General features: G+C 42.7%; 24 protein-coding genes. 1 reads left to right on the forward strand and 23 read right to left on the reverse strand.

From position 1 onward, the window contains the following. Positions 1-166: 166 nt before the first annotated feature. From ACUNWA_RS04875 to ACUNWA_RS04985, 23 genes are all read right to left on the reverse strand, one after another. Positions 167-958 (reverse strand): SOS response-associated peptidase, encoded by a 792-nt coding sequence (locus ACUNWA_RS04875; protein WP_445590761.1) that lies wholly within the window; start codon positions 956-958, stop codon positions 167-169. 2 nt (positions 959-960) lie between these two features. Then, positions 961-1167, reverse strand: a complete 207-nt coding sequence (locus ACUNWA_RS04880) for a hypothetical protein (protein WP_445590762.1) — start codon at positions 1165-1167, stop codon at positions 961-963. Positions 1168-1263: 96 nt separating this feature from the next. Next, positions 1264-1722 carry a hypothetical protein gene (locus ACUNWA_RS04885; RefSeq protein WP_445590763.1) on the reverse strand — a complete coding sequence of 153 codons (459 nt, stop codon included), beginning with the start codon at positions 1720-1722 and terminating at the stop codon, positions 1264-1266. Next, on the reverse strand, positions 1719-3110 hold the full coding sequence (locus tag ACUNWA_RS04890) for an exonuclease domain-containing protein (protein WP_445590764.1): 1392 nt from the start codon (positions 3108-3110) through the stop codon (positions 1719-1721). Before ACUNWA_RS04890 ends, ACUNWA_RS04885 begins: the two co-directional genes overlap by 4 nt. A 153-nt stretch (positions 3111-3263) precedes the next feature. Continuing rightward, complete coding sequence (locus ACUNWA_RS04895) at positions 3264-3974, reverse strand: N-6 DNA methylase (protein ID WP_445590765.1); 711 nt, start codon at positions 3972-3974, stop codon at positions 3264-3266. A 55-nt stretch (positions 3975-4029) separates the two neighbouring features. Further along, on the reverse strand, positions 4030-4944 hold the full coding sequence (locus ACUNWA_RS04900; RefSeq protein WP_445590766.1) for an ArdC family protein: 915 nt from the start codon (positions 4942-4944) through the stop codon (positions 4030-4032). A gap of 366 nt (positions 4945-5310) precedes the next feature. Beyond that, positions 5311-5592 carry a hypothetical protein gene (locus ACUNWA_RS04905; RefSeq protein WP_445590767.1) on the reverse strand — a complete coding sequence of 94 codons (282 nt, stop codon included), beginning with the start codon at positions 5590-5592 and terminating at the stop codon, positions 5311-5313. Positions 5593-6543: 951 nt separating this feature from the next. Continuing rightward, a complete protein-coding gene (locus ACUNWA_RS04910; RefSeq protein WP_445590768.1) occupies positions 6544-8265 on the reverse strand; it encodes a hypothetical protein in 1722 nt (573 codons plus the stop codon). Next, positions 8262-8858: a hypothetical protein gene (locus tag ACUNWA_RS04915; RefSeq protein ID WP_445590769.1), complete on the reverse strand. Its 597-nt coding sequence runs from the start codon at positions 8856-8858 to the stop codon at positions 8262-8264. The genes ACUNWA_RS04910 and ACUNWA_RS04915 overlap by 4 nt, the downstream gene beginning before the upstream one ends. Further along, positions 8855-9139 carry a hypothetical protein gene (locus ACUNWA_RS04920; RefSeq protein ID WP_445590770.1) on the reverse strand — a complete coding sequence of 95 codons (285 nt, stop codon included), beginning with the start codon at positions 9137-9139 and terminating at the stop codon, positions 8855-8857. Before ACUNWA_RS04920 ends, ACUNWA_RS04915 begins: the two co-directional genes overlap by 4 nt. Further along, positions 9114-9716 (reverse strand): hypothetical protein, encoded by a 603-nt coding sequence (locus ACUNWA_RS04925; protein WP_445590771.1) that lies wholly within the window; start codon positions 9714-9716, stop codon positions 9114-9116. Before ACUNWA_RS04925 ends, ACUNWA_RS04920 begins: the two co-directional genes overlap by 26 nt. Positions 9717-9968: 252 nt before the next feature. Beyond that, on the reverse strand, positions 9969-10751 hold the full coding sequence (locus ACUNWA_RS04930; RefSeq protein ID WP_445590772.1) for a hypothetical protein: 783 nt from the start codon (positions 10749-10751) through the stop codon (positions 9969-9971). Then, positions 10744-11679 carry a hypothetical protein gene (locus tag ACUNWA_RS04935; RefSeq protein WP_445590773.1) on the reverse strand — a complete coding sequence of 312 codons (936 nt, stop codon included), beginning with the start codon at positions 11677-11679 and terminating at the stop codon, positions 10744-10746. Before ACUNWA_RS04935 ends, ACUNWA_RS04930 begins: the two co-directional genes overlap by 8 nt. Then, on the reverse strand, positions 11658-12557 hold the full coding sequence (locus tag ACUNWA_RS04940; protein ID WP_445590774.1) for a glycosyltransferase: 900 nt from the start codon (positions 12555-12557) through the stop codon (positions 11658-11660). The genes ACUNWA_RS04935 and ACUNWA_RS04940 overlap by 22 nt, the downstream gene beginning before the upstream one ends. Continuing rightward, positions 12554-12766 carry a hypothetical protein gene (locus ACUNWA_RS04945; RefSeq protein ID WP_445590775.1) on the reverse strand — a complete coding sequence of 71 codons (213 nt, stop codon included), beginning with the start codon at positions 12764-12766 and terminating at the stop codon, positions 12554-12556. Before ACUNWA_RS04945 ends, ACUNWA_RS04940 begins: the two co-directional genes overlap by 4 nt. Beyond that, positions 12763-13314, reverse strand: a complete 552-nt coding sequence (locus ACUNWA_RS04950) for a hypothetical protein (protein WP_445590776.1) — start codon at positions 13312-13314, stop codon at positions 12763-12765. The genes ACUNWA_RS04945 and ACUNWA_RS04950 overlap by 4 nt, the downstream gene beginning before the upstream one ends. A gap of 2 nt (positions 13315-13316) precedes the next feature. Next, positions 13317-13529, reverse strand: a complete 213-nt coding sequence (locus tag ACUNWA_RS04955) for a hypothetical protein (protein WP_445590777.1) — start codon at positions 13527-13529, stop codon at positions 13317-13319. An 82-nt stretch (positions 13530-13611) separates the two neighbouring features. Then, positions 13612-13911 (reverse strand): hypothetical protein, encoded by a 300-nt coding sequence (locus tag ACUNWA_RS04960; protein ID WP_445590778.1) that lies wholly within the window; start codon positions 13909-13911, stop codon positions 13612-13614. Positions 13912-13913: 2 nt separating this feature from the next. After that, the gene (locus ACUNWA_RS04965; protein WP_445590779.1) at positions 13914-14462 is read right to left on the reverse strand and encodes a hypothetical protein; all 549 of its coding nucleotides are present in this window, start codon (positions 14460-14462) and stop codon (positions 13914-13916) included. 72 nt (positions 14463-14534) lie between these two features. After that, positions 14535-15503, reverse strand: coding sequence for a hypothetical protein (locus ACUNWA_RS04970; protein ID WP_445590780.1), 969 nt, complete (start codon positions 15501-15503; stop codon positions 14535-14537). A 10-nt stretch (positions 15504-15513) separates the two neighbouring features. Continuing rightward, positions 15514-16641 carry a Clp protease ClpP gene (locus tag ACUNWA_RS04975; RefSeq protein ID WP_445590781.1) on the reverse strand — a complete coding sequence of 376 codons (1128 nt, stop codon included), beginning with the start codon at positions 16639-16641 and terminating at the stop codon, positions 15514-15516. Positions 16642-16729: 88 nt separating this feature from the next. After that, positions 16730-17185, reverse strand: coding sequence for a hypothetical protein (locus ACUNWA_RS04980; protein WP_445590782.1), 456 nt, complete (start codon positions 17183-17185; stop codon positions 16730-16732). Next, entirely contained in the window at positions 17172-17759 is a 588-nt protein-coding gene (locus tag ACUNWA_RS04985; RefSeq protein WP_445590783.1) for a hypothetical protein, read from the reverse strand. The genes ACUNWA_RS04980 and ACUNWA_RS04985 overlap by 14 nt, the downstream gene beginning before the upstream one ends. A 349-nt stretch (positions 17760-18108) precedes the next feature. Here ACUNWA_RS04985 and ACUNWA_RS04990 point away from each other — a divergent pair, with 349 nt between their 5' ends. After that, complete coding sequence (locus ACUNWA_RS04990; RefSeq protein ID WP_445590784.1) at positions 18109-20352, forward strand: hypothetical protein; 2244 nt, start codon at positions 18109-18111, stop codon at positions 20350-20352. Positions 20353-20439: the final 87 nt, after the last annotated feature.

A 20439-nucleotide genomic window follows, 5' to 3' on the forward strand; every position in this document is an offset into this window, starting at 1 on the left:
TGTTTTTAAGCAAATGTATGGGCGGTAGTGCGCGTGCGAAAGGACAGAAAGAAGTGGGCAATTTAAAGTCGAAGAAGAGTTAACAGTCGAAATTCATCAAAAAGGATAGCTTCACGTTTTGTAAGGCGAACTGAAGTTTTCTTGAAGAAGCACAATTACAGGAATTTTAGAACAATGATCGCTGATTATTGGACATCTCCAATTCCGGATAAGCCACTGGCTTGTTGGCTTCCGGTAAATTTCCTACCGCTTCCTTTCCCCTGAGTTTTCCAACGGTATACGAATCCAGCTTTTCTTCGGGATAGGCTGTAAGTAATGCCTGAAGTATTTGTTTATCTGAGTCGGACTGCACTTCGGGGCGTAGCCATTCATCGGCGAAATTTTCGTCGAAAATGACGGGCATTCGCGGTTCCGGAAGTTTCGGATTATTGTGGATCTTCGCCATCAGGGGGTTGGCCTTGGTGGTTACAATAGCAAAGGTATTGAGCAATTCACCTGTTTGCTGATCGCCCCACTCCGACCATAAGCCGGCAAAAATCAGCGGAAGTTCATCTTTTCGATGGATGTAGAACGGATAGGTTTTTCCTTTGTGGTGGTGGTGCTCAAAAAATCCCTCGACGTAGATCAAACAGCGCTTTGACTTGGCCGATTCTCTGAACGCTGGCTTTTCGAATACCGTTTCTCCCCGGGCATTGATGGTCTTATTCCAGATCTGCGCTTTCTGCGTCTCATCCTTCACCCAAAACGGAACCAAACCCCATTGCGACACGGCTGGAATGTGCGGTTCTTGATTGGTATAGATCAGCATTTTCGGATGCGCAAAACCACTGGCATGGAACAGGTCGTGAAGCTTGTTATGTTTCAGTTTCTCATCAATGATTTTCAGCGTGTCTTTGTCGTTCCAGTAGCGCGACCGTTCTGCCTGTAGCTTCATTTTGACACGAACATCGTAGCACATCACTAAAGGCTTTGAAGTTCTTCGACAGAAAGATTATCTGAAAAAACATCAGCCAGTTCTTCCAAATTCTCATAGTATTTTTCCTCGGGAACATAAGACCCTTGGACGGTCTCAATCGTCTTATATTGGCCAGCGCCATTCTTGTACAGTTCAAACATACGATTATCGACACGAAAGGTATTGATTAGTTTGAATGATTCGTTTTCCATAACTGTCAAGTATTGGTCTACAAAGTTAAACAAAGTAAATTCTACTTGGTTGACTTTAGATAAACGACCAAGAAAAAGGGCGCAAGCCCTTCATTCTCAGAACAACTGTGTTTGAACATCTTGTTTTCTACTTTCTTTATATCTGGACAACAAGGACTTAATCATTGTGTCATTTCGAGATACAATCAAATTTTCAAGATAAGCGATCAGCTGATTTTCTGTAAAGAGTTTTACTCTGCGGTAGGCAGAATTTGCTCTATTCAGTTGTTGCTCGTAGTTTATAAAAAAATCGACCTCATGGTTATCTCTTAAGGATGCCATCAAAGAGTTTGAAATAATCATGTATTGAATGTCATTGGACAATCCATTGCTATGAGGGTAAGCGCCAAGGTTTCCCAATGCCTGAAACAGACAATTAATTTCTGAAGTGAATCCTTCAGTAAAAAGGACCTCTTTTCCATAGAAACCATTCATTTCGGCCAAACTGCTATAGTTCAGAACGGTTACCAGGTGTACAGCGTCGTAAGTTAGTTTAACGGTTTCTTTTGCATTCATTGATTTATAAGTTTAATAAAGTCAGGTTCATTAACAATCAAAATATCGACTCCCTTTTTCTGCATTTCTATGGCTTTTTCAATTTTCCGCCCGTAGCTGCCGTAACTCCAGGACGGGTCTCCCAAACTGCCAACAACTAAGTAATTGGTCTTTTTAACCAGACTGGATTTGGTCAAGCCGCCGGCTTCAGTAATCAAACATTCGATTTCAGCTTTATTTCCGTTAACAAAAGTGCCGGAAAGACAGAACAATCTATCGTTAAATTCTATTGATTCAGGATTATCGAAAAAGCTATCGAGTTCTGCCTTCGCTACCATATTCCGTATATTGGAATCTATTGATTCGTCAATAATTTCGATGTAGCTATAAATAACCGCTTCAAGTTCTAACCTCTCTCTCTCATCGATTGAATCATCTTTGAGGATTTTATCGGTGAGATTCTTTATCTGATTGAACGGAGTACGTGATGATATTTCAGGATAGGCGTTAAGCAATTTATTTAATTCCCTTATTTCGTCATCATTGATGACGCCGTCTGCCATTATTCCGTGAAGAATACCATACATTAACTGAACAGGAAGCACTTTTGAATCATTAAAAAATGGCAATTCAAAGTCGTTGCAAAACTCAAACATGTCCTTTATTAACTCAATGGAGACACAACTCTCATCGGTCGCTTCAGTCATTAACCTGAAAAGTTCTTTGACTTGCTCTACCTCTGACTGATGGTATATAGATTCGGTCCATGTTCTCAACTCGGATATTTCTTTATCGTTTATTCTATTATCCAATATCAGCCCCACTAAAACTCCTCTCAATTCATGCACCCATTTTAATTCTGAAAGTAACTCGGGGAAAAAGCAATTTCCCACTGTCTGGCTGGGGGATTGAAACTTATGACCATGCAAGGAGCTTTCTGTATTAGAAGAGATGTAAAGCATGGCACATGCTTCGGCATCAGAAAGCGCATTGTGATGATTGAGTGGTATTTCAAATGCCTGGCAACAAGACTTTAATCCCTTTCCGCCATTTAACGCCATTGTACAGTCGTATTCAAAATCGATATCATCATCGATCCCATAATAACTCATACATTTTGACAAAACATCTACGTCGAATTTCGCATTGTGGCATACAACGAGATTGTCATTGACGTATTTCTTAATCGTTGGATAGACTTGGTCAAAAGTTGGAGAACTGGCAGTCATTTTTGCATTGATACCATGAATCTGAGTATTCTTATAAAAATACTCATTCCCTGGAGGCTGGATTAATTGGAAGTACTTATCAGTAATGACATTGTCTTTGACAACAACAATACCAACGGCGCAAGCTGAATATCTTTTCCCTTGCGCTGTTTCAAAATCAAGAGCAACAAAATTCTTCATACTAATTATTTAAGCAAAACAATTTTTCTTCCCCAAGAACCCATTCCGCATAAATAATAAAGTATGTACAATTTAGGTAAAAAAAAGCTTAAAGCGATTCTAAATAACAATATGAAAACACAAGATAAACGAACAAAAAAGGGGCTAAGCCCCTTAAAATTCGAACAATAATTGCTGCGTGGGTTGCTCTTCTACTTCTGGTTCAGGTACCGGCAATTGCTTTTTAGCTTCCGGCATTTTCAGCAGCATATAACTTTCCTCTTCACCAATCTGCCGGATGTAGGGCATCCCATGTTCGGGGTGCAGTTCTACCCGCCAGGCTGCGTAAAAGTCATTGCTCAGGGTATTCATCCAGGCCACTTCACCCAGCAGCCCATTCAGGCAGAGATTGATCAGGCACATCAGGCAGCAGGTTCGATCAATGTCGGATCCAAAGAACAAGGCATTTCGGTTCAGTTTGGCGGCTGCAAAAAGCAAGCGTCCGGAGCCACAACAGCAATCGGCCACCCGCTCACCAAACTTTGCTGGCTGGGCTATTTGAGCCATCAGGTCGCAAACCGGTTGTGGGGTAAAAAACTGGCCATTTCGTCCATGGCTAAGGTGCTCCATAAAGAAATCACCAAAGCAATCTTTCAAGCCTTCGCCTCCATTATCCATTTCCAGCACCAACGCACCGAAAGCCTCAGACAAGGCGTAAGCTTCCGGCTTTTCGTATTGCCTTACAATTTCGAGGTAGCGTTCTTCCATGGCTCCCATCGACAGGGCGCAGACAATCATTTCCAGAAAATCAGTAAATACTTTGTGTAAATCGTAACGGCGTCCCAGACGGACGAGGTAACTGGAGTAAGATTTATTTGTTTTCATTTTCTACTATTTTGAGTTTTAATTTTTAAAATCGATGACAAAAAGAAAGCGAAGGCTAACTGGCCTCCGCTTGATAATCAACCAAAGCAGCTTCCGCTGCCTGGCTGGGTTGAAATTGATTTTCGAGAATATAATCGACCGCCTTTTGTGCTTGCGAGGCAGCAATCAGCAGTATCTTTTTATCTTCTTTAAATTTGGTGATCCAGCTTTTAATGTAGGCTGCTGAGTTGTCGATGGTGGCGTTCTCAAGGCCGGTAATTCCGCACAGGTACGCGGCTCCCATCTCGGCTACCAGCTCTTCCTGGCTGTAATCCTTTGATCCAAACTGATGATCGGAAAGCTTTTCATGACGTCCCAACCGGCGCTTATGCCCGGTAGCGTGAGTCAGCTCGTGAAAAAGTGTGGAATAGTACTGCTCATCCTTGAAAAAAGTACGTGGGTTGGGCATGCCAACATAGTCGAGCCCGGGACTGTAGTAAGCATGCGATTCATTCGTTCGGATCTCCGGACAGTCGGACCAGAATTCCACTAACGATTCGGCATCAGCAATGGGGTCAAACTCGTGGTCGTGGGCGTCCGATTCGGGAATCTTGGTTTCGTCAACCCCCTCGGTTTGGTTCAGGTTGAAAACAGTATAGTAGCGAAGGAAAGGCACCTGCTCCAGACTGCCATCTTTCTGCTCGTGCTCCAGCATTTTCCAGAAAACCACTGGATAGCCCTTTTCACCTTTTCGTACATGCCCGCCCAGTTGCTTTACCTGGCGAAAGGTGAGGAAAAAAGGCGACTGGTATTTGTCAGCCACGGTTAGCAGAAACCAAAAGTTGAACCCACGGTAAGGCTTCTGGTAAACCAGGTTCTTTGGCATTCCGTTGGCCGATTTCCAAGGCATCTGCCAAGGGATTACACCCGCTTCAAGTTTTTCAACAATAAGGTTGGTAATCATTTCGTAGATATCGAATGATTTTTTCATAGGAGTTTGCCGCTGCCCTGCGGACTTTTATTGGCTACTGGCACGCCGGTTAAATAAAATTTTAGGCATACCATCTTGAGCTGTGACGGATGAGGTCAATGGGGTGCATGTCAGTTTTTGACAAGTTGGAAGGAGTGGAGTGAAACGTAGTGGGGAGTGTAAAGCGCAAAAAAACTGAACGCATCCGCAGGACGGTTGCCACGAAAAGCAGCCGCCCCTTTACCGTTCCGGCAAGCGATCAATAACTTTGCTTAAAATTTGAGTGTAACAGGTCTAATACCGCTCTGCCCGGAAGTATGGAGGGCGCTTAGAAATGGAGGCGATAAAAGTAATTACGACATAAAAAAAAGCCCTTGCGGGGCTTTCTTAAAAGGGTAGGTCGTCTTGTGCAGCCTTCGCTTTTGATTTCTTTCGGCTGGGTTTCTTGGGCTTGTCTTCCGTTTCCTCCTTGGATTGGAAGTAACAAGTGTGTGTGCGTCCATAAGTGTCGGGGTTTCTCATCCGGGCTACCTCAAAGGTTACGTAGTCTTCGCCTTCGTATTCGTGCGTGCAATTGTCCAGGTCGGCTTTTTTAATCGTTACTTTAACGATGTCCAGGTTTTCAACTTGTTTGCCTTTTCCGATGTAATTTTTCGTGTACGTTGTCATGATTGTTGAATTTAGAGTTAAAAAATTATATGCAGGTACAGCACCGTAAAAAGCATTTGCAAGGAGGAACTGGAATACCGTTAAAAAACCAACTCCGGTTTTAGGCTATGCCGGGAAAATCCTTGCAAAAGTGAAACAGTGCAGAATTTTGAAGGTGCACCTTAGCATACTGGTTTTTGCTACTCTCAACAAAACAGGTCAACGCCGAAAAACCGAAAAAGGCGACCGAAAACAGACCATCACCCGTAACAAAAAAGCCACTGCTAATCGCACTGGCGAAAGCGGCAATCAGTAACTGGTAGCCCACCACCCCACTTTAAAGCACACGCCACTACCAATCCAAAAGGAAGTAAGCCCCCAGCCACCAAATCAAGCAGGCCCAAGTTCCCTTCAGCAAAATCATGCAAGGAGTTAAACCCCGGGAGTAATAACTGGGAGCGTTGGCTATGCGGGTTTCTTTTTTGGTTCCTTTTTTCTTGAGCCGGAACAATTCAAGAAAAAAGGAACGGCGCGAAATTTTTAGGGCGAAGCTGGTACCTGAAAATTCAGACACATCTACATTATGTGGCTGGCGCCAGGTTCTTTTTGCCCGCTTTTTCTATGAAGAAAAAGCGTACATGCCAATGATTATGCCGTCCAGTTTAAAATCACATAATCATTTCAATATCAACACCGAACATCAATAAAAACGCTGAAACGTTTTTATTTGCCGTTAGGCTCACCGAACTCGCCCTATGCTTGGGGGAAGAAAAAGGGGCAGAAAATCAGGAAATATGATAAGTAGAGTTAGTCCTATGCGCAGAGGGAAACGAGCGCATGTAGTCCTACTTCAGCAACTCTTTGTGATGCGTGAGCAAATGAAATGACGGAGGAATCATTTGCGAAAGCAGAGCAATGTGTTGATACCTTACATGAAATGAAGTTCAGCCAACGGCATGTACTGAATGAGAGTTACAAACGGGGATCCACAAAAGTAGAGTTGGATCGATACAGAACTTTACCATACTTAGTCCACATGCGCTTATCTACAGCATCGCCATAGTGCGTGGCTTCTTCTGGTAGAATGGTTTTCTTTCGTTCTGAAGATTTATCCTTTTCAAATTTGCCATTCTTTTCAATCACCTGGGTGTTGTTCATCGATATGATAGTGAACTTACACTTGCGCCCATTGATGATAAACTTAGGATAGCGAGGGTCATTTCCCTTGAGGATATTTTGCCAAAGTAGATATTTGTCGTGCTGAGGTGGCTCCATGCCTTTGTGAACTTTGGGGAATACCCGCCACCCACGCTTTTCAAATCGTTCAATCGCTTGTTCGTTGTATGGCTTCGAGTTCTTAACATTAGGCTGCCGATGGTCGCCGTAACGGTCGCGATAGTAGAACAAGTCCTTCGTTGGATGGGCCTCATAGTAATCACAAAACTGGTCAACCAGATCATTAACCGGTACGTTCTGCGCATCTTCGGGTTTAATATGGAATTCGTTAATGGTACAGTCAACCGGCTCAACAATGCGGGTAGCAAAGTTAAAGTTTCGCTCCTGGGCAACTGACAGCACATTAATCTTAGCTCCCCAGTCAAATACAACTTCAATACCTTGAGCAGGATCACAATCCAGATCGAAGCGGCAATCTCCTTTCTCCAGGCTATCAGCATCCCAGTTGGTATTTTCGGCTACTCCCCGAATATAGTCATCATTATACGCATCGTAATAAATGTGCAGGTTGCTATCCAGCGGATAGTAGCAATCTTCCACCTTGTCAATGATCCAGTTCAGTATCTCGATCATGAAGGTTAACAGACTCTGTTTATCGTACTCCCTGACAATGTACGACATGCCCAGGTTTTCCACATTGTCAAAGGCATTGGCCAGGGTAAACAGCACCCCGTCTTTTGAAACAAAAGGGGCGATCTGCTTTTTCAACCGTACCGTTTCATTCCAGATATCCTTAAACAATCGCTTGTCCCCGGCTTTGTAGGCTTCAATAATTTGAAGTTGAAGTTTAACGATCCGGTTCCAGATATCAAAGATGTTTATACCAGCCTCTTGCATGTAGTATTCTCCATACTGGAGCAGCCACATCTGTTCACGTGTATAGGGCATCGACGACACATAGCGAAAACCATGGTGCAGCGATACCGGCTTAGGAGACTTAAATCCAAAATGCTCTTCATTACCCCGGTTGGCTGGCGACACCTCTTCATCGTATCGCTCTTTATTAATCGTCAGGGCTTCATCCACAATTTCGCGGTCAAGGTTAGGACCACGGCTCGATCCTAAGCGTTCCTGTGAAAGCATTAAATAGCCTGTTCCGTTCGAAAAGGAGATAAAATTATCATACTTCATCACTTTCTCGTAAGGACTCAAAAAGCCTTTGGGTGGTTTACGCCCAACAACAAAGTCCGGAGGGCTGCCATCCTGCGGATCCTTTTCATAGCCCAACTTCTCCAGCAACTTTAAAGTCGAAGGAAGTGTACGCGTATAAATCTGCCCAAACGTTCGTCCGGTAATCGATGTAATCGATCGGGGCATCTTCCGATTGATTTCATTGACTTCCCATCCAATCTTATACGATTTACCAGTACCGCGACCTTCAATATTCACTTCGCTTTTGGCTTTGCTAATCACCGAAATTTGCTGCGGTCCGTTTAAGCTTATTTCTTCTGATATCATGTGTTCATCAAGTTTTCAGCATCCGATTCCGTTATCTCACCACCACCATAAATGGCTTTCATCACTTCGCGCAAAGCGGTTTCAGGCAGTTTGTCCAGATCGTTCAGGTCAACCTTGATTTGCTGATTATTATTGTTTTGAATGACAATGTAGAAAGCGTTTTTCTCCATCCGTTTCGGATCGGGAAGCATCTCTGGTTTTTCACCAATGGCTTTCATCAGGTTAGCATGTTCCATGGCAATCACACGCCGATCGGCCGGAGTGCCGGAATTGCGACATTTCTCGATATTTTTCACTACATCGTTTAATAACCAGGTACGCCACAAATCCCAGTCAAAAGTGTGCAGCGTGTTAAATAAGCGGGTGGCAAGCCTTAAGTCCTCGTAGGCTTGCGACCGGCTTATCGTGGGGTATTTTTGCTGGTGGATGGCTACAGCTTGCTTTTGAATGGGGTTTTTATCCAGTATTTTCGAGGCAGACACTACCCGGTCAAGCAATTCCTGTTGCTCGGCTGGCAACGGCGAACTGTCCGGATCCAGAACATGCGCCTTGATCAATTCGTGCTTGGTATCTTCTAATGCTTTTCGGCTCATACCCGTCCCTCCCTTTGGTAATTCATCATCATGCCCTGGCTTGGGCTGCTTCCGTTCATGGCCGATTGCTTAATGGCTTTGCGAAGCTCCACCTCGGTGGTTAGCCAGCCTTTCTGAAACGCCCGAACAATCGGATTATTCATATTTTTGCACTCAATAGCAGCTACAAAGTACTCCCGGTCATCATCTTCCAATTCAAGGTTGATGGCAATATCCATCGGACTGAAAAACAGTCCGCCCATTTCTTCCACCTCTTTAAGTTGTTCCTCGCTTAAATTCATCTTCCAGTACTTTTAAGTCGAAATTAAAAACCTGTTCATCGGTAAAAATAGTTCCACGCTCCAGCTTTGGATTGTCAGTTGCATTCTGACTGGTCGTTATCGTCAGCTTCCAGTCGTCGTTCCACAGCAAAGCCACCTTGGCGTGAATTGAAGTGCAACGATAGTCAAACGATTCCATGAGCATCTGGAACGGTTTCGGGCTCATCGTTCGAACCCGGTTATCGATAATCACCCGGAACGAAAGCAGTTCCTGTTGCTCAAGCCGCTTTTTCAGCTGTTCAATGCTTTTCTGACTGAAGGAATACGAAGTCATAAAGGCATGGACAGGCCCCGTTTGTTTCATCAGGTGAGCAATTAGCCGCACCAGGTTAAAGTTTCCCCAGCTGTAAAAGTGGGTGGTTTTCCCGTGCTGAAGCTGGCCAATCACCTTGGTCAACACCCGATCTGGTTCAGCCAGAAAAACACCCGCTTGGTTATCTCCGGTCAGCGACTGCGGATCAGGCTTTGCTCCGGGCGGTAACGTGGTGCGATCCACCGTAGGCTGATGGGCTTGTATATTGGCTGTTCTAAGAAGCATCAATGATTGGTTAGATTGAATAATTAACTTCAAGTGGACTGAATACCCTGAGTTTTCTCCGCGTAAATTGATGGTCTATAAGCTCAATATCATAGACGACAGGCGTTATCTCTTGTATATCCGTTACCTTTTCTCCGGAGTTTTGAAACCATGCACCTACAAGAGCCTCAAAATATCTCATAGCCGATCCCGTTTTTTGACCTAAATGCATCGTTTCAACTACATGTGGGTTATATTTGATACTGGTTATTTTCATCCTTGCATTGAATTCAGTTTATATTCAATCTCCTCAATTTTTTTACTCCGGGCTTTAATCCGGTTTTCCAGCTTCATCCGCTTTGGTCCTGCCGGAAGTGGATTTTTCTTGTCGCCCTTTTTCTTCGCCTGGTAGTCCAGCATGGTTTGATCCTTGGTGTTGGCTGTCTGCTGGTTTTTCTTCATCTTTTTCAGCTCATCCACATCATCAGGCAGCTTCGGTGCGGCCTTGGGCTTGGGCCACAAACTTTCCTCGGTGGGTACTTCGCCATTTTTCTCATACTGCTCCCGGGCAGCATATAATGTTTCCAGGCGAATGGTCAAAGCCTTTACCGTATCAAACAGTTCTTTGCGCTTCACCTTTACCCCTTCTGCGTTCGATTCACCTATGCCAACCATCAGCGCGTGGGTTTTGCTACGCTCCTGAAACAGTTCGGCATACTCCATAATTACCCGGCGGATCACGCGTGGGTGCCCGGCAACCTTCGCGTCAAACTGATCTTCCTGATCATCAACCGGGGCCGATTCGCGATGTGGCATTTTGGTTTGACGGGGTGGCACTGCTGCTTTGGCGGGTGCTGCCTGCCCAAGATCAAGCCCGGCCGACTTGCAAAGTTCATACATCAACTTACTGGCGTAGCGATGGCTTTTACCTGGAAACAAACGCTTTAAACTCTCATTGCGTCCAATCTGCTCATAAAGCATCACGCCATGGTTGTAGTTGCAACCCGCGCGGATCCACTTCAATACCTTGGTTTGAGAATCGGTTAACTTACTCATCGAATAGTCGTTCAAATTTATACTCCAATTTTCGGCGAAGGCCGGGCGTTTCACCTTCTTCGAATAGACGAATCAGGTTTATCCCCTTCATGTGTTTCTTAAATAAGTCCACACCTTTGCAGTAGTCGCGATCACTGTCCATCCATCGGGCAATATCAATAATCCGATCGCTAATATCATTCTTCTCATAGGCCGATGGTTGCGGGAAATTGCGGAACAACCAACGCTTTAACGACCGGTTGAGCCCTTGGTCGTTATATGACATAAAATCACAACCAGCAAGGCGTTCATCTAACTGTTGAAGCGTGTAGTTGTGAAATACGGTACGCTTTTGCCCCTTTAGTTTCACCCGGACTCCTTTACCGGCATACATCAGATTGCCATAAAGACTTTTCATGGTTAATCCAATCCCATCTTTAAAATCAAAATTGGTCATCACCTCCGGAAATGCAGTCTTATTGAATAAAATTGGGGTGTGACAGTCGAAGTGATAACAGGGAAGCTTTAATTCGACAAGCGTTTCCATCGTTCGTCTCAACCGGCCACGCCAGTAATTTAAGCGCCAGTATTCTTCCGGAAACTTCTGCATATTGCCTTTATGGATCGGTGGCACCTCGTTGGCGTCCATCGACTTCAATACCAAATGATCATCATTGATGAACAGAAAGTCTTCCGATAGCTGTTCATGCTTGCAGGCAGTCAGCACTTTTAAAATAATGTTGCCATCGGCATTCACGTTGGGGTTAAACTCATCGTTGGCCGGTAGGTGAATCACATTTTGCAGAAATCCGGGGCATTCTCCCACCACAAAAACACGGCCCATGTTTTTCAGGTTTTTCTCCAGGCTTCGCAAACTAAATCGGATCTCATTGTTATCCCATCGCGACCCGGTGCCCAGCACATAAACTACATCGATAGCCTTTTCCATAGTTCTAAGTATTGTTGAATTTGATTTTTGATATTGAGGTTTTCCAGCGCATAAGTACGGCACCAGTTCCCAAGCGAACGGTTATAGCTGGCAATGGCCGAATCAATAACCAGTTTAAAATTGGTCATGCGGCAAGCTCTTCCGGACAAGTTGGTTTTTATCAGTTCGTCAACATTCAATGAATTCACCAGCCCGTCGGCCATCGCTCCCTGGTAAGGACGTTTATCCATCACCAACACGGGGCGACCGCAAGCCATGGATTCGTATGCGCCACGTCCAAGCGAAATAACCAGATCCGCTTCGTTAATCTGATCTTCCACATTCCAAACCGGGTTTTTAAATTTGTTCAGTGAAAAGAACTGAATTCCAAGCTTTTCAAAATGATAGAGCAAATCCAGATTAAACATGTCGTCATGTGCCAGCGAAAGAACCCGTTTCACTGATTTGTTGATTGGCTTCACTGGCTTGAACCGGTTGCAGTCAATCCCATTAAGAATAACCGATGCCTGGTATTCCTTATCAATCTTACTCAAGTGCAGCTTGACCTCTTCGGATATGGCAACATACGCATCAGCAAAAGCCGACGGCTGTTCCAGCTTGGGAACAGTTCCATGACAGGTTTGAATAATTGGACCGTGATTAAAAGCAGCGCGGACACAAGTATGGTGGTTGGCCAAAATCAACTCATAGGTTGATTTCACCTCACTCAGAATCGGCACGCCAAAATCGTCCTGGATCCGATCGGATACCAATCCAGGTTGAAAGGTCAGCACATCAACCTCATGCCCCAGGCGTTTCAGTTCCGCCACCATGGCGTAGGTGAACGTTTCGCTGCCGCCAAGCTTCTTCAGCCAATGATTGGTAACTAGGATTTTCATTTCTTTAAGATTTTGGAAATGTCGGTTTCTTCTTGATTTACCCTTGCTACAATTGCATAAATCCAAACCACAAGAAATAACAGTCCTAATGCTCCATAGAGCCACTGTGGAGCATTCCAGTAATCAAGAGCAATCCATGTTACTAATGTTTGAAACAGAGGTAATTTTACAGGCAAATTGTTCAAGCTAATAACTTTCCTTTTTTTCATTCCAAATGTTTTTTGTGGTCGAATCCTTCGGCCATTCGTAAATAATGCAAGAGATACAGTTCGCGTATGAGTCTGATTTTTAAGCCAGCTTTTAGGATAGCATTGCTGATCTTGGTGTCCACTCCAAGGATCTGCTTTTCGGCGGCAGTTTGAAATACTTCAGCGCGGATATGCAACCAGGTACGTTTGCGGATCACCATCAGGTGGCCGGCAATGCGACGATCAATTTCCTTCACTTTGCCGTAATTTTGCGTGGAACACTGGTCGGCTACCTGCTTATGAAAAAGAATAGAATCATTGCCCATATCGCCAAACCGGGGCACCTGACACTGGTAATGGCATCGGCTGGCATAGCAGGTAAACAGTCCGGTGTCGGCATGTTGCTTAGTATAGCGGTCAATCACCCGGCCAAAGTCAGCCCGTAAAAAAGCAGTATCGCCATCAAGCAACACCACCCAATCATCCGGATCAGGAACAATGGAAATGCAGCGGTCAATTTCGTGCAGAAATTTCTTGTCGAGTGCGTATGGAGTAAAGTACCAAATCATAATTAGTTCGTTTTTGATACGATTGTTCCAGACCGCGACTTGCTTTCAGGAGGCATCAGTGGTTTGGTTGAATAGTATTCCGTTTTGGCACCACAGCAGTGCTTTTGCTTTTTGCTGCTTCCACAGCCGCACGGTTGGTTTCTACTTTGTTTCACCGACACCATCGGTGCTCCATCGCCTGGTGTAATTTTCACAAGTCGTTTCTCTTTGCTCATAGTTGCTTGTTTTTCATCAAAACTAGTGAGCAGAAAAACGGGCAGAAAGGACATAAAAAAAGCCCGATCATTCGGGCTTCTTTTATTTATCACGATTGGTTCGCTTTCTTCGTGTCTTTTTTGTTGGTTGGGAAACTTTCTCCTTTTCGGGTTCCACCTTCGCATCGGGCAGCGGTTCAAAAACCGGATCCGATGCTTCCACTTCACTGCCGTATAATTCCTGCTTACCCTTCTCCGTAATTTCCAGGTAGGGGAAATCATCTTCATACAAAGCTTTGCAGGTTTCAACGGATATTTCTCCCGAAAAATCCAATGCTCCAAAACGCTGGGTGACCACGCGCCCCGGAACCAATCTTTTTAATTTAAAATACTTGCGCCACATGCTTAAACACTAGCTGCCGGTGTTAACGGCACATTGCCGGTATAAACATAGGCATTGGGTGTTTTGTAGGTAAACTCGGCACTCATACCCTTGCGAGCTGAGGTTTCTTTACCTGTACCGTTGCCATCAGGAGCCCCTTGGTAAACAGCAGGACGCATGGCATCACCCATCAGGTACATCTGACCTTCAGCATCAGTAACAACAAACACCAGGTTGTCATTTTTGGCGGCATTCATAAAACCAAGAATCTTCTTTTGAAGACCTGGGTGGAAAAACGTCAGGTGTTCAACAAATGATTTTCCATCCACATCACCTACCGACTCAATATTGAATTCGCCGGTGTCGTCGGTAATGTACAATTCAAATAGGCGCTTGCCTGCTTTCATCGTCAATTCGCCGGTTAACTCTCCATTTTCTTCAACAGTGGTAGGATTGACTGGCTTGGTTGGCCATCCGGCAACATCGGCATGAAAACCAAAGTAAACCTTCTGAACAATACCTCCCATGTTTTCGCCATTGGGAAGGTTTTTATTGATATCAGTAAATTCCATAACAGTTCCTTTCTTTAATTTTTAATGATTGGATCCTGACCAACATCACAGCCAGTCAGGATCACAAAATTTTTAAACAGAACCGCTACCGGCCGATTTCTGGATGTTAGTCCAAACAGCTTGGTTGATTCCAAAACCTAATCCTTCACTCCAGTCACCCATAACGGCAACAGCGCGCTTGGCTTCTTCAATTTTGAATTGGTTTTTGGTCATGGTAATTGGAGAGAGATGCAAGAAGTTTTCCTTTGGAGTACAGAAGATGTCATCTGTTCCGACCATCGAGGCAAGCCCTTTCACATCCTGTGGAGTAAAATCAATACCCGTATTGATCTCTTTGTCCGACTTGTTCTGATAAAATCCCTGAGAACGTTTGTCCTGAAGGTATTTCTTCGTCCAGTACTTGCTCATGCAAACATCCATTGGGATACCTTGGTAAACTTCGGCGATTTTATCGACGAATAATTCCACCTGATCAAAAATGGTATCAGCGTGCAATGAACCTACATCAACCGAATTCATGGTGTCAGCATCAACACCAGCCTGGAGTTGCTTTTTCAAACCATCCATACCTGTTCCATCAGCGCCGGCAACACCGGTAGCAGGTGCTTTGTACACCCCTTTGTAGTACTCGTTCAGTTCCATGTCCTGGTCAATCTGACGGGCATAATACACTTCAATCAACCATTTCACGAATGGCCAGTCTTTCCGGTTCAATCCACCTTTGGCAAGGAAACCCAACCAGGTACCGTACAATTCATCGGGCATAAACTCATCATCGATTTTGAAACGAAATACGCGGATCTCATTCGGAACGATTTCAACACCACCTTTTTGGGTGAATGTTTTCTGGAAGGGCTGCACCAAGGTGCGGAAGGAAGCGTTTGCTAAACGGTAGATCGTGTCGTCCGTTTTAATTGGGGTGGCAAGATTTGTAATCTCACGGCCCTGCGAGAGCATGGACAGAATACGTTTTTTATTCTGCCCGGCGTCTTGATAAAACGCGCCATACTCTTGCACAATTGCAGTAGTAGTAATAGACATAGCTTTTTATTTAAGAGTTTTTATCAACTGCTTTGTTGTGCGGAAGACTGTCAATCGTGTCCCAGTCTTCACCAGCGGTTTCTTTGTTATCTCCTCCTTGTGCTCCGGGAGGGGTGTCGCCTGGCTGGGCAGCCAGCAGCGTGCGTATGGCTGCTTCCTTGGCTTCGTAGCCTTCGGCTGCCGCAACCGTAGGGTCAATCGCGTCGAAAGCAGCAATAGCAGTTTCGCGCTCACTGTTGGCGGTGTCACGCTCCTCGTGGGCCGTGTTCCGCTCGTTGGTCAAGGTATCAACCTGGGCTAATTGGCCATCAATCGATTCCAGCTGCTCTTCATTCAGAAAAACGCCTTCATCTTCCGATTCCAGTTTGTCTACAGTCAACACCTTGTTTACATTCAGAAATTGTTTCTTCATTTCCTTCTTATTTTTAGGTGAATTTTCTTGTTGTTTATTCGTTATCCGATTCCAAAGGCGATTAAACAGACCTTCTTCATCAACTTGTGCGGTAGTAGGTAAATTCGTTTGTTTTTGCTCATTCTTGCGTGGAAGATCAGGAAAACCACTGGCGGCAATCATGGCAACCATCTGGCTGTTCTCTAAATAATTAACGGCTTGCTCAGGAACAAACACTTCATCAACAAATCCCCAATCAAGGGCTTCTTCAGCGGTCAACCAGGTTTCTTCCTTCATCAGATCGACAACCTCCTGAAGCTCTTTACCGGTTTTTTTGACATACATTTTGGCCAGCTGAAGGGTAATTTTTGCCAGGTCTATCTTTTCTTTCTCCAGCTTTTCAATCAGCTCTTCAATTTCATCTTCGTTTTTGTAGCCCCATTCGTCCACCCAGTTCATGGCCTTATGAATCAGGTAAAATGAATTTTCATTCATGCGAACATGTTTGGCCCCCAAAGCAATGAGGGTAGCGGAGCTGGCAACAAAGGCAGAAAGTTCAGCGGTCACGTTTCCGTGCTCAATAAACTGATCGTAAATATTCAAGGCATGGTCAACAGCACCGCCCAAACTTGAAATTTGAACCAACACATCGTTTTTCCCCTGCCCTTTTAGTTCATTGCGGACAAACTGCTTGGAGTAAGCATAGTTTCCAATATATCCGTCAATAACAATGATTTTCTTAGCCATAACTTGCTGTTTTATTGACAAGTTTAGGGCATAAAAAAGGCGGTCAAAAGGACATTGACCACCTGAAAAAGCAGAAAACAAGCGAGTTTTAGAATGGCTTGGCGATAAAAACCGATTTATTTCGTTGAGCCCCTGAAAGCAAAATCGAGTGCCCGTTTCGGTCGGGTGTGTCTGCTCCGGTATCTAAATCAAATTGTACACGCAACGGAATTGCTACAGTGCCACAAACTTTATACTGCTCGTTGCCGTCTAAAAACACGCCCAGGTACTTACGACCGGCCATCGCGTTAATGGCTTCTTCCACTTCAGGCGAATCTTTGGGAATGAAGCCTTTAATTTGAGGTTTATACAGAATACCGGCACGGGCGTGCTCCATGGGTTCGGTAAAAGAAATGGAGCCGGAACTACAGTAAATTTCATGCACCTCATCGGTTGAATGGAGTGTTAAGGTGCCGCCGGTCAGTGAGCTGACCGCGTCGGGGGGTACTAACCAAATTTTGATCAGTCCGCCCAGGTTGTCGGTGGGTTTATTAAGCTGCTTCATATTCCTTGATTCCTTTCTTTGAAATTGTCCCCGTGTTGTACAAATTCACCAAACAAATGTGCTCTATTTTCTTAAAAATTTCATCATCGAAGTCAACCGGGTATTTTGTGCCGTTTCGATAAAAATCCTTTTTGATGGTTTGGTAGTTCCAAACATCCTCATCGTATCCAAACCGATGCTGAAATTTATCAATGCTGATATTGATCGGCAGGCCAATGGCATGATACACTCCAACCATCGTTCGCATCAACGCTTTAGCCGCTGCTTCAAACTCCTGTCCGAAGGCAACAATATCCGTTTTGCTGAACTCCCAGCCGTAACGATAGAACTGGTCCTGCGATATTACAATTTCAAGCGTTTCTGTGTAAGTACAGATTCCTTTTTCATATTTCTTATCATATCGCGTATCGGGCTTCTTCAAACAGCGGTTGATTAACTTACTGACACCTGCGTTTCCAGAGAAATCAGCAGGGAATCCGTAATTGACCTCAATAAAACGCTTGACGTAAGGCTTGACAGGAATAGTAACAAAAAATTTCTTACAGTTCGTAAATCTGCTAGACTGCTGGTTCATTCTATCACGATTATTTTTATAAATATAATTTACAAACTGAGATTTGCCAAGTCTACTTGGTCCTTTTTGTCTACTTCCTTTCTTGACTAGATCAGATACCCAATTTATTGGATGAAATTGACTATTGGAACAATAATATTATATTTGTCTATAAGCTAACCAACTTAACCACAAATCTAAACCTAAAAAAACAAAATGAGAGAACGACCCTACTACAGTTACCACTCCGACACAACCAGTGTTTTAACCAACAAAAACACATCCAACTAAAGCGAATATATCCACAAGACTGTGGGTATACAAGTGTTAGGCAAAATACAAATCAAGGCACCATCGAAATAATAGAAATATGAAACAAAAAGTTTTGGAAATAGAGATTAAACTAATAGAAGAATTTTTCCCAAATCTATTATTCAATAAACTAAAACTCTTAGGTATTAAGACAATTTATGAATTTGTTAGTTTTCCTACTGAAGAGTTTAGAAAAACAAAAACTGTTGGTCAGAAAGCTATTGATTTGTTTATTCAATTTAAGGATAAAGTAACAGAAGAACCTGAGTATTTTTATGATGCTTACTTAAGAAAAACAACATATTTAAAACTGCCATCAAACATTGAAGACTTAGCTACAATAAGTTTCCTTGAATTATTTAAAAATGTCGTTATCGAATACCTGAATATTCTTGAAAAAACTCATTTGCGAGATATCATTTTACTTGGATATGGGATAAATTCCAAAAAATACACAAGGGAAGATATAGGATGTTTGCATGGTTACACTACGGAAAGAGTCCGACAACTTCAAGTAAAACTATTATCAGAATTAGGACATCTTATGAATGGGAATAAGATTGAAAATCCAAAGGTAATTGTTAAAGATGATGTTGTTAAGATTAATAGAAATATTATCACGCGCTTATTTCAAGACCCTGTTCATAGTCTCAATAGCTTGCAAGAATGTTTAAAAAATGAATTTCAGGAACCTTTCTCTGATGAAAAAAATAATCTTTTATTGTTGTTTCTTGATATCATTAAGATAATACCATGTGGTAATGTGGAAACAATATTTACAGATGCAGAATTATTTGTTTCAGATAAATCTATTAAAGCACAATTCCTTAAAATATCATTAATAATTAAAGACACTTTAAAAGAAGCAGTCTTGCCAATGACTGAGATTGATGTTATTATACAAGTAAGGAAAAAGTTTAAGAAAGCTGATGGACAGTTAATAAAATATGCATTGAACTTACTTCCTGAAATAGAATCTTTTGAGTCTTCGGGAGAATTTTATTTTCAACTTAAATTTGATAAGCTTGGTAATGCAAGGCATTATGCTTTTAGAGTTTTGAGCGAAACAGGTAAGGTTATGTATATCGACGAAATAGTAAGTGAAATAAACAACAGGCTTTCTAGCAGTAGTTCTCATAGAATATATGATAGACATAGTTTAGCCTTAGCTTCAGATAAAAGATTTATTGCACTTCAAAAGACTGGTTACTGGGGTTTAAAGGATTGGGATGAGAATACTGATAAATTGGAAGATTTAATACGAAAAACACTTTTCAAACTGAATAAACCTAGCAGTAGTGATGAGATAATTCAAAATATTCATGATATACGACCTCAAGCAAAATATAATTCACTTATGGCTTTAATCGGCAAAAACTGTTTAGCGGTAGAAGGTGAGTTGTTTATTCTTCCTGAGTGGAAAAGTCGTTATACATCCCTAATATTTCAACCAAAGCGGAATAGAATAAAAACAAAAGAACCTAGACATCATCAAGAAACTAGAGAAAAAATAGTTCAAATATTGAAGATAAAAGCAGAAAGAAAACTTCGTGCTAATGAAATAATAAGTAAACTGAAAGCGTCAACTCCAACAATAAAGCGTCAACTTGTTTATAAGCTATTTGAGGATGAGAAATTTTTTATTAAATCAACCGATGAATTTGGGAAACTAGTAATAGAGCTTAAGCAAAAAGTAAAGCCAACAAGAATTGCAATTGAAAAATACAATTGGGAAGAAGTAAAAGTTGCTTTTACAAGAGAAATTTCTAAAATATTTGATGAACCAAAGCAGCCAAATTATTCTCAGACATTTCAAGAAGGGTTAAATATTTTTTATGACTTAATTGTATACAAAACTGCAGAGTCCAATCTTGATGGATTAGAAGATAGACTATTACCAACATTGGAAAAATATTTTACAAAATCTAATGACCGTAATGATAAACTCAATTATTTAAAACAAATAACGACTAGTCTTGATGCTATATTAAAAAAGATATTGTTTTTAGTTAATCAATCAGATTACCGTTGGATAATAAATAACAACAAAGGCTTAAATGCTGTTATCGTGAAACTATCTAAGTTGGACAAAAATAAAAATAGATTTAGGGCTTCAATAAATGATGCTTTAGAAGCAGAGTTTGGTAAATTCTGCTATTTATCTTACACTAACAGAAATATAGATACGCATAATGCAAGGGATTGGTCAGAGAGAGAGATAGTAGAGATAATCAATTCTTGTTTAGTATTTTACTTATACGCAACCTTTGAATATGCATCTGAGATTAAAACAATTATATAAAGTACTTTGCCTAATCGAGTAGACGGCCGGTGAGCTAATAGCCCACCGGAGCGCCTCTCACACCACCGTACGTACGGGTCTCGTATA

Source organism: Sunxiuqinia sp. sy24 (assembly GCF_052677165.1).

Coding starts and splice junctions, on each gene's coding strand:
- ACUNWA_RS04875 (WP_445590761.1), bottom strand. CDS start 958: ATGTGCTACGATGTTCGTGTCAAAATGAAGCTACAGGCAGAACGGTCG.
- ACUNWA_RS04880 (WP_445590762.1), bottom strand. CDS start 1,167: ATGGAAAACGAATCATTCAAACTAATCAATACCTTTCGTGTCGATAAT.
- ACUNWA_RS04885 (WP_445590763.1), bottom strand. CDS start 1,722: ATGAATGCAAAAGAAACCGTTAAACTAACTTACGACGCTGTACACCTG.
- ACUNWA_RS04890 (WP_445590764.1), bottom strand. CDS start 3,110: ATGAAGAATTTTGTTGCTCTTGATTTTGAAACAGCGCAAGGGAAAAGA.
- ACUNWA_RS04895 (WP_445590765.1), bottom strand. CDS start 3,974: ATGAAAACAAATAAATCTTACTCCAGTTACCTCGTCCGTCTGGGACGC.
- ACUNWA_RS04900 (WP_445590766.1), bottom strand. CDS start 4,944: ATGAAAAAATCATTCGATATCTACGAAATGATTACCAACCTTATTGTT.
- ACUNWA_RS04905 (WP_445590767.1), bottom strand. CDS start 5,592: ATGACAACGTACACGAAAAATTACATCGGAAAAGGCAAACAAGTTGAA.
- ACUNWA_RS04910 (WP_445590768.1), bottom strand. CDS start 8,265: ATGATATCAGAAGAAATAAGCTTAAACGGACCGCAGCAAATTTCGGTG.
- ACUNWA_RS04915 (WP_445590769.1), bottom strand. CDS start 8,858: ATGAGCCGAAAAGCATTAGAAGATACCAAGCACGAATTGATCAAGGCG.
- ACUNWA_RS04920 (WP_445590770.1), bottom strand. CDS start 9,139: ATGAATTTAAGCGAGGAACAACTTAAAGAGGTGGAAGAAATGGGCGGA.
- ACUNWA_RS04925 (WP_445590771.1), bottom strand. CDS start 9,716: ATGCTTCTTAGAACAGCCAATATACAAGCCCATCAGCCTACGGTGGAT.
- ACUNWA_RS04930 (WP_445590772.1), bottom strand. CDS start 10,751: ATGAGTAAGTTAACCGATTCTCAAACCAAGGTATTGAAGTGGATCCGC.
- ACUNWA_RS04935 (WP_445590773.1), bottom strand. CDS start 11,679: ATGGAAAAGGCTATCGATGTAGTTTATGTGCTGGGCACCGGGTCGCGA.
- ACUNWA_RS04940 (WP_445590774.1), bottom strand. CDS start 12,557: ATGAAAATCCTAGTTACCAATCATTGGCTGAAGAAGCTTGGCGGCAGC.
- ACUNWA_RS04945 (WP_445590775.1), bottom strand. CDS start 12,766: ATGAAAAAAAGGAAAGTTATTAGCTTGAACAATTTGCCTGTAAAATTA.
- ACUNWA_RS04950 (WP_445590776.1), bottom strand. CDS start 13,314: ATGATTTGGTACTTTACTCCATACGCACTCGACAAGAAATTTCTGCAC.
- ACUNWA_RS04955 (WP_445590777.1), bottom strand. CDS start 13,529: ATGAGCAAAGAGAAACGACTTGTGAAAATTACACCAGGCGATGGAGCA.
- ACUNWA_RS04960 (WP_445590778.1), bottom strand. CDS start 13,911: ATGTGGCGCAAGTATTTTAAATTAAAAAGATTGGTTCCGGGGCGCGTG.
- ACUNWA_RS04965 (WP_445590779.1), bottom strand. CDS start 14,462: ATGGAATTTACTGATATCAATAAAAACCTTCCCAATGGCGAAAACATG.
- ACUNWA_RS04970 (WP_445590780.1), bottom strand. CDS start 15,503: ATGTCTATTACTACTACTGCAATTGTGCAAGAGTATGGCGCGTTTTAT.
- ACUNWA_RS04975 (WP_445590781.1), bottom strand. CDS start 16,641: ATGGCTAAGAAAATCATTGTTATTGACGGATATATTGGAAACTATGCT.
- ACUNWA_RS04980 (WP_445590782.1), bottom strand. CDS start 17,185: ATGAAGCAGCTTAATAAACCCACCGACAACCTGGGCGGACTGATCAAA.
- ACUNWA_RS04985 (WP_445590783.1), bottom strand. CDS start 17,759: ATGAACCAGCAGTCTAGCAGATTTACGAACTGTAAGAAATTTTTTGTT.
- ACUNWA_RS04990 (WP_445590784.1), top strand. CDS start 18,109: ATGAAACAAAAAGTTTTGGAAATAGAGATTAAACTAATAGAAGAATTT.